Origin of the sequence: Thiocystis minor (assembly GCF_016653465.1) — a bacterium.
Lineage (GTDB): Bacteria > Pseudomonadota > Gammaproteobacteria > Chromatiales > Chromatiaceae > Chromatium > Chromatium minus.
Genome location: NZ_NHSQ01000047.1, coordinates 43,039 through 57,371, shown reverse-complemented (window position 1 = coordinate 57,371; position 14,333 = coordinate 43,039). Strand labels below are relative to the sequence as shown.

13 protein-coding genes and 1 tRNA gene are annotated in these 14,333 nt (G+C 61.5%); 3 read left to right on the top strand and 11 right to left on the bottom strand.

Annotated elements, in window-relative coordinates; genetic code table 11:
• Positions 1 to 98 precede the first annotated feature (98 nt).
• A complete protein-coding gene (locus CCR95_RS04805) occupies positions 99 to 359 on the top strand; it encodes a tyrosine-type recombinase/integrase (protein WP_201092342.1) in 261 nt (86 codons plus the stop codon).
• A gap of 5 nt (positions 360 to 364) precedes the next feature.
• On the opposite strand, the gene CCR95_RS04800 is transcribed toward CCR95_RS04805, so the two are convergent.
• Both CCR95_RS04800 and CCR95_RS25160 read right to left on the bottom strand, forming a co-directional pair.
• A tRNA-Leu gene (locus tag CCR95_RS04800) sits at positions 365 to 449 on the bottom strand.
• A gap of 134 nt (positions 450 to 583) precedes the next feature.
• Complete coding sequence (locus tag CCR95_RS25160; protein ID WP_242523059.1) at positions 584 to 901, bottom strand: hypothetical protein; 318 nt, start codon at positions 899 to 901, stop codon at positions 584 to 586.
• A 101-nt stretch (positions 902 to 1,002) separates the two neighbouring features.
• Between CCR95_RS25160 and CCR95_RS25155 the strand changes: the two genes are divergently transcribed.
• Positions 1,003 to 1,353, top strand: coding sequence for a hypothetical protein (locus tag CCR95_RS25155; RefSeq protein WP_242523058.1), 351 nt, complete (start codon positions 1,003 to 1,005; stop codon positions 1,351 to 1,353).
• 61 nt (positions 1,354 to 1,414) lie between these two features.
• On the opposite strand, the gene CCR95_RS04790 is transcribed toward CCR95_RS25155, so the two are convergent.
• From CCR95_RS04790 to soxX, 4 genes are all read right to left on the bottom strand, one after another.
• Positions 1,415 to 2,089: a rhodanese-like domain-containing protein gene (locus CCR95_RS04790; protein ID WP_201092339.1), complete on the bottom strand. Its 675-nt coding sequence runs from the start codon at positions 2,087 to 2,089 to the stop codon at positions 1,415 to 1,417.
• A gap of 59 nt (positions 2,090 to 2,148) precedes the next feature.
• On the bottom strand, positions 2,149 to 2,697 hold the full coding sequence (locus CCR95_RS04785) for a hypothetical protein (protein ID WP_201092337.1): 549 nt from the start codon (positions 2,695 to 2,697) through the stop codon (positions 2,149 to 2,151).
• Positions 2,698 to 2,775: 78 nt separating this feature from the next.
• Positions 2,776 to 3,615, bottom strand: a complete 840-nt coding sequence (gene soxA, locus CCR95_RS04780) for a sulfur oxidation c-type cytochrome SoxA (protein ID WP_201092335.1) — start codon at positions 3,613 to 3,615, stop codon at positions 2,776 to 2,778.
• 24 nt (positions 3,616 to 3,639) lie between these two features.
• Positions 3,640 to 4,023: a sulfur oxidation c-type cytochrome SoxX gene (gene soxX / locus CCR95_RS04775; RefSeq protein ID WP_201092333.1), complete on the bottom strand. Its 384-nt coding sequence runs from the start codon at positions 4,021 to 4,023 to the stop codon at positions 3,640 to 3,642.
• Positions 4,024 to 4,487: 464 nt separating this feature from the next.
• Between soxX and soxB the strand changes: the two genes are divergently transcribed.
• A complete protein-coding gene (gene soxB / locus CCR95_RS04770; RefSeq protein ID WP_201092332.1) occupies positions 4,488 to 6,269 on the top strand; it encodes a thiosulfohydrolase SoxB in 1,782 nt (593 codons plus the stop codon).
• On the opposite strand, the gene CCR95_RS04765 is transcribed toward soxB, so the two are convergent.
• From CCR95_RS04765 to nifJ, 5 genes are all read right to left on the bottom strand, one after another.
• Complete coding sequence (locus tag CCR95_RS04765; RefSeq protein WP_201092330.1) at positions 6,258 to 6,740, bottom strand: Uma2 family endonuclease; 483 nt, start codon at positions 6,738 to 6,740, stop codon at positions 6,258 to 6,260. The two genes, soxB and CCR95_RS04765, sit on opposite strands and share 12 nt — an antisense overlap.
• 146 nt (positions 6,741 to 6,886) lie before the next feature.
• Entirely contained in the window at positions 6,887 to 8,608 is a 1,722-nt protein-coding gene (locus CCR95_RS04760) for a cation acetate symporter (protein ID WP_201092328.1), read from the bottom strand.
• Positions 8,605 to 8,913 (bottom strand): DUF485 domain-containing protein, encoded by a 309-nt coding sequence (locus tag CCR95_RS04755; RefSeq protein WP_014780044.1) that lies wholly within the window; start codon positions 8,911 to 8,913, stop codon positions 8,605 to 8,607. Before CCR95_RS04755 ends, CCR95_RS04760 begins: the two co-directional genes overlap by 4 nt.
• A gap of 408 nt (positions 8,914 to 9,321) precedes the next feature.
• Complete coding sequence (locus tag CCR95_RS04750; protein WP_201092325.1) at positions 9,322 to 10,338, bottom strand: dihydroorotate dehydrogenase-like protein; 1,017 nt, start codon at positions 10,336 to 10,338, stop codon at positions 9,322 to 9,324.
• A gap of 202 nt (positions 10,339 to 10,540) precedes the next feature.
• Positions 10,541 to 14,128, bottom strand: a complete 3,588-nt coding sequence (gene nifJ, locus CCR95_RS04745; RefSeq protein WP_201092323.1) for a pyruvate:ferredoxin (flavodoxin) oxidoreductase — start codon at positions 14,126 to 14,128, stop codon at positions 10,541 to 10,543.
• Between the last annotated feature and the right edge of the window lie 205 nt (positions 14,129 to 14,333).

Below are 14,333 nucleotides of genomic sequence, written 5' to 3'. Positions count from 1 at the left end.
CTTGCACTCCACCCTCGGGTACACCTCACCGGTTCAGTTCCTGAAAGACTGGATCAGCACCCAGCGGGGAGAAAAACAGGTCGCATGAGCACACTCCCTTGGAAGACGAAAAACCGAGGGAACCTCAGATCGAGAATTTCCGGATTCACGATCTACGGCACACCTGCGCCGCATGGTTAGTGACGGCGGGCGTACCGTTGGCGGAAATTCGAGACATTCTCGGTCATAGCACGATCCTAATGACGGAGAAATACGCGCATCTGGCGCCGGACAACCTGCGCAGCGCAATCGCTCGCCTCGATACACCGCGTCACGTTTGTGTCACGTCGCCGTCTGACGGCAGACAGAAAAGCCGGTAAGTCATTGGTGCGCGAGGGGGGACTCGAACCCCCACGGATTGCTCCACTGGAACCTAAATCCAGCGCGTCTACCAGTTCCGCCACCCGCGCAAGTCGGGGAATATTACAATGGATTGCTGAAAAGCGGTATGTCTTGTGATCGGTCGTCGACCTGATTCTTGCGGCGTCAGGCGCCGATTCTTCGCCGCAACACCGTCGGCGCGATGCGATCAACCGTCGGTGTTTCATGCCTTGCCGAGCATCCTGCCGAAGACATACCATTCAGGCATTCCCTCATCACGGGCGATCTGATGGACGGACCCCGCCCGCGCTCCGGCTATCGGCCATGCCATGTCCTCTCCAGGGATGTGGATTTCGATCCTCAATCTCAGGGGAAGACGATGGCCGGAACCGTGATCGAGGAGATTCTGGAACGCTTGCGAGCGACCCAGCAGGAATTGGATCAGGAAATCGATCGTCTGCTCACGGAAAGCCGCGAGCAGTTTCGTTATTCGCTGCACTATGGGAAAGTCGTCTTCGCGCACGGCGTGCGGCTTTTGCATCTACGCCAGCGCACTGGTGTCTGGCGGTATCTCAGGCGGGCTCCGGTCGCCTATCTTCTGTCGGCCCCGCTGATCTACGGCATGATCGTGCCCTGGCGATCATGGATGTCTCTTTTACGCTGTTTCAGCATGTCTGCTTTCGTCTCTACGGCATCCCGCGGGTGCGCCGCTCCGATGACCTGATCATCGATCGGCATCACTTGGCGTATCTCAACTGGATCGAAAAGCTGAACTGCGTCTACTGCGGTTACGGCAACCAATTGATCGAATACGTTCGCGAGATCGCCGCTCGAACCGAACAATACTGGTGTCCGATCAAGCATGCGCGGCGCACCCTGGATCCGCATCGGCGCACGTTGCAATTCTTCGAATACGGCGATGCTCAAGCGTATCGTCAGAAACTGCATACCTTGCGCGACGAGTGGCAAACGACTGACAAGAGGATCGAATAAACCAGAAATTGGGACGGGGCCAACAGCCCCGTTCAATTTCCCGCGAACCGATCCGAACCGCTCAGGGCGTGATGGTGGTGAGCCCCACGCTAACCCAGTCCTGCATGCCGCCGCGATACCACTTCAGTTTGTGCACGGGATAGCCGATGCCGACCAGGGTCTTGAGGTTGGCGGTGGATTGCGGGCACCAGATACCGTTGCAGAAGAGCACTAGCGTCTTGGCGTCGCTGAAGTTCCAGCCTCCGGTGGCGGGGTTCCGGCTGACGCCGAATTCGTCTTCCAGGATGTGATGAAAGCTGTCCGACTCGGCCGGGGTCTCGAAGGTGCCGGCGGTGTCTCGATTGATCTTGTTCCAGGGGATGTTGACCGAGCCTGGAATGGTGCCGCGCATGACCCAGTCCGGGGTGCGCGAGTCGATGATCAGGATGTCGGACTCGCCTTGGTTGATCCGGTGCAAAAAATCGAGAACTTCAAGCTCGCCCACGGTTTCGATTCCGGGGGCGGCGAGCATGGGCTCCACGCAGAATGGGGGGCAGCCGCGATCGGTCTTCTGGAAGATCTCCGGCAGGGTGGCGTTGCGGTCATGACCGCGCTTGATGGTCACGGTCGCGCCATTATGGACGACATCGACGCTTTCGAGGGTCGGGGTGATCTTGTTCTCCGCGGCAATGGCGCTGGAAGCACTGGCCAAAAAGATAATCAGCGTGACGGCGGCCAACGGCGTTTTGAGTTGCATGATGCGGTTCTCCTGAGCGAGGTGATGGGGGAGTTCAAGGGCTCGATGACGCTGGGCGGTCACGGCTTCTTCGCGACATAGGATGGAAAGCTCGCGCCTTTTTCTTTCAGCGCCTGCTCATACCCCAGTGCGCCTTGCCGTGCCGCCTGATTGGCCAGTTGGATGGCCTCGTTATATTGGCCTGACTTGGCGAGTCCCTCGGCGTCCTTGATCATCTGCGCGGTATCGCGCCATTCGCCGCCCACGGAATCGGCTTTCTTGCGCGCCGCCTCCGCCGCAGCGATCGCTTCCTTGGCTTTGCTGGCTGCGCCGGCGTCCGCAACCTTGCCGCTGGATGCCTGTTCGTAGGCGAAGCGATCCTGTATTTTCGCCTTGTCGGCGATTTCGACCGCCTTGGTGTATTGGCGCGAGGGGAGCAGCCCCTCGGCTTCCTCGATCATCGCGGCGGTGTCGGGCGAGGCTGCCTGGACGGACGCCGCCTGCTCATGGGCGGCTCTGGCCGCGGCGATGGCCTGCTCGGCCTCGGAACGGTGGGTTGCCCAGGCGGCGGGTATGACCATCATCAAGGCCGCGATCAGTGCGCCCACTGAAAGACTACGATTTTTCATCTGGTTCAAACTCCTCTCTCGTCTCTTATGCGTACGGGAGGAACGCAAGCGCCTCCCGGCGAAGGTGGACTGGCCGAATTATTTACGCGCGGCGGGGCCGTTGAGTTCCAGCCCATTGTTGACATAGGTCAGGAAAAATTCGAGGTTGCGATATTCCTCGCCCTGCGCTTCGAATGCCTTGGCGCGCACCTGTTCGTTACAGCCGGAGAAGCGACGGTGCAAGGTGCCCATCTCGCCCCATTTTGACCGATAGACCGGCCAGTGTGTCGTGTGGCCGAGGGCCGGGCTGAGGATCTCGGTGCGCAGCGTGGTGCCCGAGTTGCCGAAGTGACAGTGGGCACAGGAAAAGTTCAACTGACCACGACGGGCGAAGTAGAATTCACGGCCTTTTTCATAGGCGGCGATGGCGCGAGGATCGTCGCTCGGGATCTCGACGTTGGTGATCTGGCCGCGCGACTCGAAGGCCATGTACGCAAGCAAGTCGGCGATCGGACCCTTCTTGTAGGATAACGGTTTCTCGCTATTGGCCTCGCGGCACTGGTTGATCGCCAGCGGCAGGGTCATGACCTGGCCCGCTTGCCGATCCCAATGCGGGTATTTGTTTGCGATCGCCGGGCCATCCGGGAAACAGTCCTGATAACTCTTGCCATTTGCGAAGGGCGTGTTCCACAGGGTTTCGCCACTGCTGATGGCGTTCTCGTAGGGCGGAAATTCCTCGATCGCTTCCCAGTTTTCGCGCCCGATTGCATCAATGGCATAGGCGCCGTTCTTGAAGTCATCTTCCGGGACATTCGGAAAGCGTTGCTTGAAATAGGACTGGAAGGTGGCCTTGTCCTCTTCCGGAGTGGTGGCGATGGCGGGAGTTGCGATGGCGCCGATCAACGCTGCGGCGATCAGCGAAAGATGGATCTTTTTCATTGTGCTGCCTCCGGTGGCGATGGCTTAGAGAGACCAGATGTACTCGACGACATCGACGAACTCTTTTCGGGTCAGGATCTCATGCTTGCCAAAGGGCGGCATGACCACTTCCGGGGTTTTCGCGGTGGCGTCCCAGATCTGGGTCGCGAGCGCCGTTTTGCTCGGATAACGGGTCTGCATCGCGATCAGTACCGGTCCGATCGCGCCGGGTTCCTTGGCGCCCGGCATCGCGTGGCAGGCGACGCAATTGCCCTTGGCGCGGTCGTTCGCCACGAGTTTTCCGGCGGCGGCATCGCCGGAGAGTTCCAGGTCCGCGGGCAGTTGCGCGAATGCCCCGCCGCTCGTCAGGGTCGAGAGCCCCAGCGACAGGGCGAGCAGGCGCGGACGGGATAACGACATCAAAGACATGAGAATAGCCTCCTTAAGTTCTAGCGAGAGCAAAGCCGTGGGAGCGGATGGCTCCGATCCCCGGCGATTGTTATTGGTTTACAGCCGGTCCAGGATGGCGTGACACCGGTATTGGTTCACATGATCCATGGAATCGTCGTGGCCGAATCCTAGCACGGGCTCAGGTGAATGCACGACTCCGGCGATGGGGCTTTTGCCCTGAAAATCGCGCTGCGGCCGATCCTCCTGTCCCTCTCCCCCTGGGAGAGGGCCGGGGTGAGGGGGCGCACTTGGCGAGCCGGCGCTTTCAATGCCCGGGGTCGCGGCTCGCCATGCGCGGTTAGCGCGGACTGCGCCCACCTTGACGTCATCCGACCAGGCCGTCTCTGGTATTTCGGGCGCGAGTCCAGACATACTGGCATGGCTGGCCCGCAGACTGGCGCAATGCCTTCATCCCTAAACGATCCATCGGAGGAATCGATCCAATGTCACTTTCCCGACGTGAATTCATCAGACTCATGGGGCTGGCCGGCGCGGCTGGCATGCTGCCCACATCCGCGTTTGCCGCCAGGCGCCTGCCCGCGGATCTCTACGAAGTGCCCAAATTCGGCAACCTGACGCTCCTGCACATCACCGATACGCATGCCCAACTGAATCCGATCCATTTCCGTGAACCGAATGTGAATATCGGAATCGGTGGCGCCTTCGGCAAGGCGCCCCATCTGGTCGGCGAGGCGTTTCTGAAACACTTCGGCATCGAGTCCGGCGGGATCGAGGCGCACGCCTTTACCTACCTGAACTTCGACGAGGGTGCCGCGAAATTCGGCAGCGTCGGCGGTTTCGCGCATCTGAAAACGCTGGTGGATCGTCTGCGCGCCGAGCGGGGCGACGGCAACAGCCTGCTGCTCGATGGCGGCGACACCTGGCAGGGCTCGGGCACCGCCTACTGGACGCGCGGCATGGACATGGTCGGCGCGACGAATCTGCTCGGCGTCGATGTCATGACCGGGCACTGGGAGTTCACCTATCGGGATGACGAGGTCATCCGCAACATCGGCGCCTTCAAGGGCGATTTCGTGGCGCAGAACGTCAAGGTTCGCGAGGAGGCGCTGTTCGATTATCGCTTTGCCGACTTCGGCGGCTTCGACGAGGATCTGGGGTTGGCCTTCAAGCCTTACACGGTCAAGGAGGTCGGCGGGGTCAAGGTCGCCATCATCGGTCAGGCGTTCCCCTATACCCCGATCGCCAATCCGCAGCGGTTCATCCCGGACTGGACCTTCGGCATCGAGGACGGACGGATACAGGAAATGGTCGACAAGGTGCGCGAGGAGGAGACGCCGGATCTGGTGGTGGTCCTCTCGCACAACGGCATGGATGTGGATCTGAAGATGGCCTCGCGGGTCACCGGGATCGATGTCATTTTCGGCGGACACACCCACGACGGCATGCCGGCGCCGACCCTGGTCGAGAACGCGGGCGGCAAGACGCTGGTGACCAATGCCGGGTCCAATGGCAAATTCCTGGGCGTGATGGATCTGGACGTGAAGAACGGCAAGCTGCGCGACTTCCGTTATCGACTGCTGCCCGTCTTCTCGAATCTGCTCAAGCCCGATCAGGGGATGCTCGACTACATCGCCGGAGTGCGCGCGCCCTACCGGGACAAACTCGAAGAGAAACTCGCCACCGCGGGCGAGACGCTGTTCCGGCGCGGCAATTTCAACGGCACCTTCGATCAGGTCATTTGCGATGCGCTCATCAAGGTGCATGACGCCCAGATCAGCCTCTCGCCCGGCTTTCGCTGGGGCACGACCGTGCTGCCCGGTCAGGCGATCACCATGGACAACGTCATGGACCAAACCTGCATCACCTATCCCGAAACCTACCGTCGGGAGATGACCGGCGCCGAGATCAAGATGATCCTGGAGGACGTGGGCGATAACCTGTTCAATCCCGATCCCTACGTCCAGCAGGGCGGCGACATGGTGCGGGTCGGCGGTCTGGACTATGTCTGCGATCCCACGGCGAGCATGGGCGAGCGGATTCAGGAAATGACGCTGAACGACGGAACCCGCATCGAGGCCGAAAAAAAATACGTTGTCGCCGGCTGGGCCACGGTCGGCAGTCAGGCACCAGGAGAGCCGATCTGGGAGACGGTCGCGACCTATCTGAGGGATGTCAAGACGGTCAAAATCGCGCGGCTGAATACGCCGAAGCTCAAGAATGTCGCGGGGAATCCGGGGATTTCCAGCTATCCATCAATGGCTTGATGGCGTTGATCCGCCGGCTGGGTGACAGGGAGCGTAACCCGGCTGGGCTGACGCGCACAAGGCGTTGGGACGCCGCGTCAGGCGCGGCGATTCATCGCGCTCATAAATAGCTTGCAGACTCAATTCGCCGCCAACCGATGTCAGGATCAGAGTCTCGTCTGGACGCTGATATTCCGTCAGTAACCAGCGGTGATCCACTTGGCGAGCGTAATGCTCGATCCGGCATTCGTTTTTGGCGACCAGCAGATAATCCTGTAGGGATGACAGTGTGCGGTAATGCAGAAATTTGACGCCGCGATCATAGCCTTCGGTGGAATCCGAAAGCACCTCAACGATCAGCACCGGATTGAGCAGCGTGTCGATCTGCGCATCCTCGAACTCCGGCTTGCCACAGGCCGCGACGATGTCGGAATGGACAGGATTAACAGGATTGCTCAGGATGGACAGGATTTCGTCAAAAGCTGTTTTCAATCCTGTGAATCTTGAAAAATCCTGTTAATCCTGTCCATTTTGCAGCCTTGGGCATTGGTATGAGCTTTCCCGGAAATCGCCTAACCACTAACCACTAACCACTAACCGCTGCCCAGGGACATCCCTGTCCCGAATAGTCTCAGCCGTTAGTGACTCGCGCCTCCCTCGGCACCAATACCCGTCTCGCAACGGATCCGCTGCGCATCGAACGCGGCCCGATCGATCTTGGCACGCTCGGAATTATCGAGGATCGAGAACAGCCAGATGCAGGCGAATGAGATCGGGATCGAGACGATTGCCGGGTTGTTCAGCATGATCAGGCCGACCGACTTGCCGTCCTCGCCCACGTTGCCGAGCACGTCGCCCCACACCGCCTTCGACATGACGGTCAACACAAAGGCGCTGATGAGTCCGGCGAAACCGCCGATCAGCGCGCCGCGCGTAGTCATCTTGCTCCAGAAGATGGAGGCGACCAGCACCGGGAAGTTGGCGCTCGCCGCGATCGCGAAGGCCAGACCCACCATGAAGGCGACGTTCTGACTCTCGAAGGCGATGCCAAGTCCAATGGCGACCAGTCCCAGACCGAAGGTGGCGAACTTGGAGACGCGGATTTCGGTGGTTTCGTTGCTGCGACCGCGCGCGATGACGCTGGCGTAAAGGTCATGCGAGATGGCGGAGGCGCCGGCCAGGGTCAGACCCGAGACCACGGCAAGGATGGTGGCGAAGGCCACGGCCGAGATGAAGCCGAGGAAGAGATCGCCGCCGACCGCTTTGGCCAGATGGATGGCGACCATATTGGTTCCGCCATTGATGCCGCTGACAAGCTGACCCTGGATGACCGAGCCATCTGCCGCCAGCGCCGCCGGCTTGAAGAACTCGGGGTTTTGAGCCAGCAGCACGATAGCCGCGAAGCCGATGATGAAGGTCAGGATGTAGAAATAGCCGATGAAACCGGTGGCGTAGAAGACCGATTTACGCGCCTCCTTGGCATCCGGCACGGTGAAGAAGCGCATCAGGATATGCGGCAGACCGGCGGTGCCGAACATGAGCGCCAGACCGAGCGAGATGGCGTTGATCGGGTCCGTCACCAGCGATCCGGGCGACATGATGGCGCCAGCCTTGGGATGCGTCTCGACCGCCTGCCGGAACATCTCCTCGGGCGAAAAATTGAAGGCTGAGAGCGCCGCGATGGCCATGAAGGTCGCGCCGCACAGCAGCAGCACCGCCTTGATGATCTGTACCCAGGTGGTGGCGGTCATGCCGCCGAAGATGACATAGACCATCATCAGGACGCCGACGATGACCACCGCCATCCAATATTCCAGGCCGAACAGGAGCTGGATTAGCTTACCGGCGCCGACCATCTGCGCAATCAGGTAGAAGGCGACCACGACCAGCGAGGAGATCGCCGCCATGGTGCGGATCTGGGTCTGACCGAAGCGGTAGGAGGACACGTCGGCGAAGGTGAACTTGCCCAGGTTACGGATCTGCTCGGCGATCAGGAACATGATGATCGGCCAGCCGACCAGGAAGCCGATGGAATAGATCAGACCGTCGTAGCCGGAGGCGAACACCAGGCCGGAGATGCCCAGGAAGGAGGCGGCGGACATGTAGTCGCCGGCGATGGCCAGACCGTTCTGGAAGCCGGTGATGCCGCCGCCCGCGGTATAGAACTCCTTGGCGGTACGGGTGCGCTTGGCCGCCCAGTAGGTGATGCCCAGGGTTGCCGCGACGAACGCGACGAACATGTAGATGGCCGTCATGTTCACCGACTGTTGCTCGACGGCGCCGGAGAGTGCCGGCGCGGCCACGAGCATGAAGGGGGTCAGCAGGGCGAGCAGGACGCCCCAGATCGCGAAGCGCTTCATTGGAGATCCTCGCGGATGGCTTTGGTCAGGGCATCGAACTTGCCGTTGGCCTTGGAGACGTAGAGTCCGGTCAGGATGAACGAGGCAACGATGATGATGACGCCGACCGGGATGCCGACCGTGGTCACGGCGCCCTCGGAGATCGGGGTGCCCAGCAGGCTAGGCGCGAAGGCGATGACCAGGATAAAACCGTAATACATCGCCAACATGAGGACCGTCAGGTTCCAGGCGAAACACTTGCGTGAACACACCAGCTCCTGATAGCGAGGATGCGCCTTGATGGCGTCGACCGAGGCTTGCTGCATTGGGTAGTCCTAAAATGAAGTGAATGGGATGATCGAGAGTCAGGCGGCGCAGCGGAATCCCGGCCCGGGATTCCGCTGAAAAACACGCGCGCGCAGTGTCGCCCCGCGTACTCGTGAGACGAGTACGACGCCTCTCTGTGATGTTATTGTTGATTGCGCACGCGCGATCCGGGCAGGGGGCGATTGTGTTGGTGCGTCGTGCAAAGAGTCAATGGGTGGAGCGCTTCTATTTATCTATCCGTTGTATTGGTTTCGTCGCGCGCGCCGGGATCGGCGCTTGGCAACTGCTCATTTTCCGTTCCCGATTTCTGAGCAGCATCGTTGTCGTTGTCGAACTGATTCTTCAATCGTCACTTTCGTCCCCTTGGGAGCGGGGCGTTCCGCCTTCGCTCCCAAAGCGATGAGTCTCTAAACCCGCACGCCCGATGAGATGCTGTAGCTGTCCAGGACGTTGAGATAATTGGCGCGCTCGAATTCGGCCGGATTGGGCACCGTCAGCGCGCTGACACGGCCACGGAAATCGTCGACGGACTCGAACCCCTGTTCGGTCATCCAGTCCTGGATTCCGGTCAGAATCAGGGCGGTATACGCCGGCCCCTTCTGCAGCAGGACGCTACACAGATGCACCACATCGGCGCCGGCGAGCAGCAGCTTGATGGCGTCCTCGGCGGTATGGACGCCACCGGTGGCGCCGAGCGAAAGACCTTCGTGACGTCCGTGGAGGATGGCGATCCAGCGCATCGCGAGCAGGATCTCCGCCGAGGTCGAGGGCCGCAGGGTCGATTGCAGCCGCAAACCCTGAATGTCGATATCCGGCTGATAGAAGCGGTTGAAGAGCGCAACGCCGTTGGCGCCGGCCGCGGCCAGTCGGCTGACCATGTTGCCGACCGAGCTGAAGGCGGAGGAGAGTTTCATGTTGATCGGGATCTGGACATGGCCGCGCAGCTCGCGCAGCAGGCTCAGATAACGCTCCTCGACCTGGGCGCCGGTCTGTCCGATATCGCCGGCGACATAGTAGACATTCAATTCCAGCGCGTCGGCCCCGGCCTGCTGAAGGTCGGTGGCGTGCTTGATCCAGCCGCTGGGGGTGACGCCGTTGAGACTGGCGATGACCGGAATCTCCAGCGCTTCCTTGAGCTTGCGGATGTGCTCCAGATATTGGTCGAGCGCGTTGTCGAAGTCCTGATGCGCGGGCAGGAAACCATCGCTGATCTCGGCGAAACCCGTATCCTGTTGATGCAGAAAGCGCACCATGGATTCGGATTCGGCGGTGATGGCCTCCTCGAACAGCGACCACATGATGATGGCCGCCGCGCCGTTGTCCTCCAGTTCGCGCGCGATGCTGACGCTTTTCGACAGCGGGGAGGCGGAGGGGACCAGCGGATTCTTGATCGTCAGTCCGAGATACTTGGTCGTCAGGTTCATGGCTGGCTAAACCTCATGGTTCCGTGAATTAGCGTGAGCGAAAAAGCGTGCGGCGGGCGCTCCAGGCTCCCATGGCCCTAGGGGAGGGCGGGGGAGGCTGAGCGCGTCCGACCAGCCGCCGACAGGGAGTCGGCGTCACGGCTGGCCGGGTGCCTGAACGTGTCTTGGCCAGGATCGACTGGCCATTCATCGGGCAGCCCGCCTATTCGGTCGGGGGCACGGACGACTTTTGGACCGCCAGATGCGCCAACTGCTCGTAGAGCGTGAAGTGCGTCTGCACATGCTTCTGCGCCAGTTGCAGATAGCGTTCGGCGGCCTCGGGATGGGTCCGGTTCAGCAGGCTGAAACGGGTCTCCGAGGCGACGAAATCCCGATAGGGAATGCTCGGCGGCTTGCTGTCCATCAGCAGCGGATTCTCGCCCTTCGCGGCGCGGCGCGGGTCGTAACGGAACAGCGACCAGTGACCGGAGTTCACCGCCATGTCCTGCTGGCGCAGGTTGTTGGACAGATCCACGCCGTGGGCAATACAGGGCGAGTAGGCGATGATGACCGAGGGTCCGTCATAGGACTCGGCCTCCAGGAAGGCGCGCACGGTCTGCACGTCTTTGGCTCCAAAGGACACCTGGGCGACATAGGCGTTCTCGTAGGCCATGGCCATCATGGCCAGATCCTTCTTGAAGGTCGGCTTGCCGCCGGCGGCGAACTTGGCGACCGCGCCCATCGGGGTGGCCTTGGACTTCTGTCCGCCGGTGTTGGAATAGACCTCGGTGTCGAGGATCAGCAGGTTGACGTTGCGTCCGCTGGCGAGCACATGGTCGACGCCGCCATACCCGATGTCGTAGGCCCAGCCGTCGCCGCCGATGATCCAGACGCTGCGCTTGACCAGTTGCTCGCAGATTGCCGCCAGGGTGCGTGCTTCCGGGGTATCAAGACCCTTGATTTTCTCTTTCAGCGCCGCGACCCGTTCGCGCTGGTCATGGATGCCGGCCTCGCTCGACTGATCGGCGCTCAGCAGCCCCTCGACCAGTTCGCCGCCGATCTGGCTCGCCAGTTGGGTCAGCAGTTCGCGCGCCTGTTCGGTCTGTTTGTCTACGGCCAGACGGATGCCGAGCCCGAATTCGGCGTTGTCCTCGAACAGCGAATTGTTCCAGCTCGGACCGCGCCCCTCGGGGTTGGTGGTGTAAGGCGTCGTCGGCAGATTGCCGCCATAGATGGAGGAACAGCCGGTGGCGTTGGCGACCAGCATGCGATCGCCGAACAACTGGGTGGCGAGCTTGATATAGGGTGTCTCGCCGCAGCCCACGCAAGCCCCGGAGAACTCGAACAGCGGCTGCATCATCATCGCGTGCTTGATCTTGCTCGGGTCAAGGCTGGCGCGGTCGAACTCGGGCAGGGTCAGGAAGAAGTCCCAGTTGGCCTGTTCCGCGTCGTGGATCTCGGTCGCCTCCACCATGTCGAGCGCCTTGTGACTCGGATCGGTGCGATCGCGGATCGGGCAGACATCCGCGCAGAGTCCGCAACCGGTGCAGTCGTCGGGGGCGATCTGATAGGCGATGCGATGGCCTTCGGGGAAATCCTTGCCTTTCATCGCGACGTGCCGGAAGCCCGCCGGGGCGTTCGCGGCGAGTTCGGCTGGAAACACCTTGGCGCGGATCGCCGCGTGCGGGCAGACCAGCGGGCATTTGCCGCACTGACTGCAAAGCGCCTCGTCCCAGAGCGGCAGCTTGAGCGCCAGGTTGCGCTTCTCGAAGCGGGTGGTGCCGGTGGGCCAGGTGCCGTCGACCGGCATCAGGCTGACCGGGAGCTGATTGCCGAGCCCCGCCAGCAGGGTCGCCGTGACCTTGTGTACGAACTCGGGCGCATCGTCCGGCACGACCGGCGGGCGGTCGAAGGTGCTGGTGACGGTGCCGTTGAGGGTGACCTGATGCAGTCCGGCCAGGGTGGCGTCGATCGCCTGATTGTTGCGTTCCAGCAGCGCCTGACCCTTTTTGCCGTAGGTCTTCTTGACCGCGGTCTTGATGTGGGCGATCGCCTCGTCGCGCGGCAGGATGCCGGAGATGGCGAAGAAACAGGTCTGCATGATGGTATTGATGCGCCGGCCCATGCCGGTCGCCGCCGCGATGCCGTAGGCGTCGATCACGTAGAAGGACAATTCCTTCTCGATCATGGTCTGCTGCATCTTCCGCGGCAGTTCGTTCCAGACCTGGTCGGATGGAGTGGCCGAGTTCAGCAGGAAGACGCCGCCCTTGCGCGCCTTGTCGAGCATGTCGTAGCGTGTCAGGAAGGTCGGCTGATGACAGGCGACGAAACTCGCCTCGTCGTTGCCGATCAGATAGGTACTGTTGATCGGATGGGCGCCGAAACGCAGATGGCTGATGGTCATTGCGCCGGCCTTCTTCGAGTCGTACTCGAAATAGCCCTGACCGTAGTTCGGCGTTTCCTCGGCGATGATCTTGATGGAATTCTTATTGGCCGACACGGTGCCGTCCGAGCCCAGGCCGTAGAAGACGCAGGCGGTGACGCCCTTGGTCACGTCAGGCCGGAAGGTCGGATCCCAGTCCAGGCTGGTGTGCGTGAGATCGTCGATGATCCCGATCGTGAACTGATTTTTCGGTTTGTCCCTGGTCAGTTCGTCGAAGACGCCCTTGACCATGCCGGGCGTGAATTCCTTCGAGGACAGACCGTAGCGACCGCCGATCACGCGCGGCATGGTCGCCAGATCGCCCCCGGCATGCGCCTGGGCGAGCGCGGTGAGCACATCCTTATAGAGCGGTTCGCCGTCGGAACCCGGCTCCTTGGTGCGATCGAGCACCGCGATCCGGGTCGCGGTGACCGGCAGCGCGGCGAGCAGATAACTGGGATCGAAGGGGCGGAAGAGCCGGACCTTGAGCATGCCGACCTTCTCGCCATGGGCGACCAGATGATCGACGGTCTCCTCGGCGGCGCCGATGCCCGAGCCCATCAGCAGGATCACCCGCTCGGCATCCGGCGCGCCGACATACTCGAAGAGTCCGTACTGACGTCCGGTCAACTTGGCGAAGCGGTCCATCACGCCCTGCACGATGGCGGGAGTTCGACTGTAATGGAGATTGACCGTTTCGCGTCCCTGGAAATAGACATCCGGGTTCTGCGAGGTGCCGCGCAGAATAGGATGATCCGGGTTGAGCGCGCGGGTCCGGCAGGCCTTGACTAGGTCATCGTCGATCATGGCGCGGATCGTCTCGACCGGCAGCCGCTCGATCTTCGCGACCTCGTGCGAGGTACGGAACCCATCGAAAAAGTGCAGGAAGGGCAGCCGGCTCTCCAGGGTCGCGGCCTGGGCGATCAGGGCGAAATCCATCGCCTCCTGAACCGAGGCGCCGCAGAGCATGGCGTACCCGGTCGCCCGGCAGGCCATCACGTCGGCGTGGTCGCCGAAGATCGACAGACCTTGCGCCGCCAGCGAACGCGCCGAGACATGGAAGACCACCGGCGAGAGTTCGCCGGCGATCTTGTACATGTTCGGGATCATCAGCAGCAGACCCTGGGAGGCGGTGAAGGTGGTCGCCAGCGAACCGCCCTGCAAGGCGCCATGAATGGCCCCGGCGGCGCCCGCCTCGCTCTGCATCTCGACCACGTCGGGGACCGTGCCCCAAAGGTTTTTGACCCCCAGCGAGGACCACTCATCCGCCCATTCGCCCATGTTCGAGGAGGGCGTGATGGGATAAATGGCGATGACCTCGTTGGTCATGTGAGCGACATAGGCGGCTGCTTCATTGCCGTCGAGGGTGGCCATACTCGTGTGCGACATCGATCTGTCCCGCAAAAAGTGAAAAAAGGAATCCCGGCGAGGCGTAAATGCCGCGCGACACAGCGTAAGGTGGCATTGCCCGAACGCGGTCGAGGGTGGTTTGAGCAACTCAGGCCAGGCGGGAATCAAGGAATCCCGACAACTATAGCCCGAAATCATTTCAGGTGGGTGATGCGCGTACCGGGCTTGCGCGAGAAATCGACCA

What these genes read in the sequence shown, in the direction of transcription:
- soxA (WP_201092335.1), bottom strand. Translation starts at nt 3,615, where the DNA reads ATGAAAAAGATCCATCTTTCGCTGATCGCCGCAGCGTTGATCGGCGCC.
- CCR95_RS25160 (WP_242523059.1), bottom strand. Translation starts at nt 901, where the DNA reads ATGCAAAAGCCGCACGCCGTGCGCGAAGACGACTTTCCCATAGTGCAG.
- CCR95_RS04790 (WP_201092339.1), bottom strand. Translation starts at nt 2,089, where the DNA reads ATGCAACTCAAAACGCCGTTGGCCGCCGTCACGCTGATTATCTTTTTG.
- soxX (WP_201092333.1), bottom strand. Translation starts at nt 4,023, where the DNA reads ATGTCTTTGATGTCGTTATCCCGTCCGCGCCTGCTCGCCCTGTCGCTG.
- CCR95_RS04750 (WP_201092325.1), bottom strand. Translation starts at nt 10,338, where the DNA reads ATGAACCTGACGACCAAGTATCTCGGACTGACGATCAAGAATCCGCTG.
- soxB (WP_201092332.1), top strand. Translation starts at nt 4,488, where the DNA reads ATGTCACTTTCCCGACGTGAATTCATCAGACTCATGGGGCTGGCCGGC.
- CCR95_RS04760 (WP_201092328.1), bottom strand. Translation starts at nt 8,608, where the DNA reads ATGAAGCGCTTCGCGATCTGGGGCGTCCTGCTCGCCCTGCTGACCCCC.
- CCR95_RS25155 (WP_242523058.1), top strand. Translation starts at nt 1,003, where the DNA reads ATGGATGTCTCTTTTACGCTGTTTCAGCATGTCTGCTTTCGTCTCTAC.
- CCR95_RS04785 (WP_201092337.1), bottom strand. Translation starts at nt 2,697, where the DNA reads ATGAAAAATCGTAGTCTTTCAGTGGGCGCACTGATCGCGGCCTTGATG.
- CCR95_RS04755 (WP_014780044.1), bottom strand. Translation starts at nt 8,913, where the DNA reads ATGCAGCAAGCCTCGGTCGACGCCATCAAGGCGCATCCTCGCTATCAG.
- nifJ (WP_201092323.1), bottom strand. Translation starts at nt 14,128, where the DNA reads ATGTCGCACACGAGTATGGCCACCCTCGACGGCAATGAAGCAGCCGCC.